This is a genomic window from Pseudomonas sp. LSJ-87 (assembly GCF_032971465.1).
In the GTDB taxonomy this organism is placed as follows: domain Bacteria; phylum Pseudomonadota; class Gammaproteobacteria; order Pseudomonadales; family Pseudomonadaceae; genus Aquipseudomonas; species Aquipseudomonas putida_Z.
In genome coordinates, this window is the sequence record NZ_JAWJYQ010000018.1 from 1 (window position 1) to 2,852 (window position 2,852).

2 protein-coding genes are annotated in these 2,852 nt (G+C 65.8%); one reads left to right on the forward strand and one right to left on the reverse strand.

The annotated features are described in order from the left end of the window. Positions 1-9: 9 nt before the first annotated feature. On the reverse strand, positions 10-1,224 hold the full coding sequence (gene serB / locus RYH74_RS12275; RefSeq protein WP_025340836.1) for a phosphoserine phosphatase SerB: 1,215 nt from the start codon (positions 1,222-1,224) through the stop codon (positions 10-12). 135 nt (positions 1,225-1,359) lie between these two features. Here serB and RYH74_RS12280 point away from each other — a divergent pair, with 135 nt between their 5' ends. Next, entirely contained in the window at positions 1,360-2,817 is a 1,458-nt protein-coding gene (locus RYH74_RS12280; protein WP_075046536.1) for an AhpA/YtjB family protein, read from the forward strand. Positions 2,818-2,852: the final 35 nt, after the last annotated feature.

Below are 2,852 nucleotides of genomic sequence, written 5' to 3' on the forward strand. Positions count from 1 at the left end.
ATTTGCAAATCAGCCGCGCGCGTCGCGGTCGCGCAGGCCCAGCAGATACAACACCCCATCCAGCCCCAGGGTAGAAATCGCCTGCTTGGCCGACTGGCGCACCAGCGGCTTGGCGCGGAACGCCACGCCCAGGCCGGCCAGCGACAGCATCGGCAGGTCGTTGGCACCGTCACCCACGGCAATGGTCTGCTCCAGCTGCAAGCCTTCTTCGCTGGCCAGCTTCTGCAGCAGCTCGGCCTTGCGCTGGGCATCGACGATCGGTTCCACAGCCACGCCGGTCACCTTGCCATCGACCACTTCCAGCTCGTTGGCGAACACATAGTCGATGCCCAGGCGCGCCTGCACCTGGCGGGCAAAGTAAGTGAAGCCACCGGACAGGATCGCCGTCTTGTAACCCAGCCGCTTGAGCTCGGCAAACAGGTTCTCGGCACCCTCGGTCAGGCGCAGCGATGCACCGATCTCGTCCAGCACGCCCACATCCAGGCCTTTGAGCAGCGCCATGCGCTCCTTGAAGCTGGCGCGGAAGTCCAGCTCGCCACGCATCGCGCGCTCGGTGATCGCGGCCACCTGCTCACCCACGCCAGCGGCCTTGGCCAGTTCGTCGATGACTTCGGCTTCGATCAGCGTCGAGTCCATGTCGAATACCGCCAGGCGGCGGTTGCGGCGGAACAGGTCGTCCTTCTGGAAGGCGATGTCGATGCTCAGCTCTTCAGCCAAGGCGAAGAAGTCGGCACGCAGCGCCTGGGCATCGCTCGGCACGCCGCGCACGGAAATCTCGATGGCCGCCTTGCCCTTGTCGGTCTCGGCATCCAGCGCCACACGGGCCGACAGGCGCTCGATGCGCTCGATGGTCAGGCCGTACTGGCTGATCACCGCACTCACCCGCTGCAGCTGCTCGGGGGTGATCTTGCGGCTGAGCAAGGTGACGATGTGGCGCGCCTCGCCGTGGCCATCGGCCCAGTGCTGGTAGTCCGCCTCGGAAATCGGCGTGTAGCGGGCTTGCAGGTTCAGTTCGTGGGCCTTGGCCTGCACGCTCTGCAGCAGGGAGGTGGCCACTTCGTTGTCCGGGATATCGACCAGGATGCCGAACGACAAGGTACCGTGCATGACTGCCAGGCCAATGTCGAGGATGCTCACACCGCCCTGCAGCAGGACGCCGGTGATAGCCGCAGTGAGACCGGGACGGTCCTCACCGGTGATGTTGATCAGGACGATTTCGCGCACAACCTGGCTCCGACTTCGATGAAAAATGCGCATTCTACCGATTTTCCGTGACCGTCGGGCGCCAACGATACTTTGCCGACAAAACCCGGCTCGCTATACTGCCCCACACTTTCATGCCATTAAGAGCCGAGCTCAGTGAACCGGCCCACGCCCGTCAAAGCAGACAACTTCTTCCTGATGATCTATCGCGCCCTGAGTCAACGTCGCGTGCCGCTGGCACTGCGCATCGCCTGCACCAACATTTTCCTGGTGGCGCTGGCGTTGGTGATCTACGCCTGCGTGATGGGCCTGCAGTTCAAGCAGGCCATGCACGAGCAGGCCGATGCCCTGGGCCAGAGCCTGACCACCCAGACCGCCACCTCGGCGACCGAGCTGCTGGTGGCCAACGACATCCTCAGCCTCAACGTGCTGCTCGGCAACCTGGTGAAAAACCCGCTGGTGGCCCATGCGGCGATCTACAGCGTGGACAACCGTATCCTCGCCGAGGCCGGCCAGCGCCCGCGCAACAGCCTGCTGGGCGAGGCCGAAGGCCTGTACCAGACCAAGATCACCTTCCAGGACGTGACCGCCGGGCAACTGCGCATCAGCCTGGACATGAGCCAGTTCCAGCAGCCGATGCTGATCAGCCTGCAGAGCATGGGCATCCTTGCCGCCATCCTGCTGGTGCTGGCACTGACCCTGAGCCTGCGCCAGGGCCGCTTCATCACCCTGCCGCTGCTGCAGCTGCGGGTGTGGCTGCGCGACCCGCAACCCTATACCCCGGCCACCGACCGCCAGGACGAGATCGGCGACATCGCCCGCCAGCTGCACGCGCGCCTGGCCCCGCCGCCACCACCTGAGCCGGAGCCCGAAGAAGAGGACGACGAGCAGTTCGACGACTTGCACGACGCCGCCCCGGCAGCCAAGGCCGCACCGCGCGCCAAGCTTGCCGCCCAGGCGGACGAGGATGACGATGACGCCTTCGCCGGCCTGCTGGACGACGAAAGCGCGCCCAAGGCCGCCGTGGTCGAATCCGACGAGCCGCAGTACAGCGCCGTGCTTGCCGTGCAACTTGGTTCGCAGGAGCAGCTGCGTCGCCTGCCGCGCACGCGCCTGACCGAACTGACCGAGCGCTACCGTGATTGCCTGGAGCACGCTGCCTCGCTCTACGAGGGCGAAACCCACACACTCAACGACGGCAGCACCCTGGTGCTGTTCCACAGCCGCGACTGCGGCGAGGACTACCTGACCAACGCCATCTGCTGCGGCGAGCTGTTGCGCGCCCTGGGCCATGCCCTGCAGATCGAGGTTGCGGACAGCGGCATTACCCTGCAACTGCAACTGGGCCTGGCCCTGGGCAACGACCTGCAAGGGCTGGAGCTGGTAGACCTGCTGATGGCCGAAAAGGCCCAGGACGCCCTGGCGCTGTCGCAGCACAGCCGCAACCTGTTGCTGGTGGAGCGGCAGATCAGCGATGACACGCTAATTCGCCAGCGCGCCCGCATTCGCCCGATTGCCAGCCCTGAGGGCGCCTGCTGCGTGGAGCGCCTGATGGAGCCCTACCCGTCGATGCTGGAGCGGCAGTTGGCGCGGATGCACGAACGCCGGGTCTGATGCCGGGCTGGCCTCTTCGCGGGTAAACCCGCTCC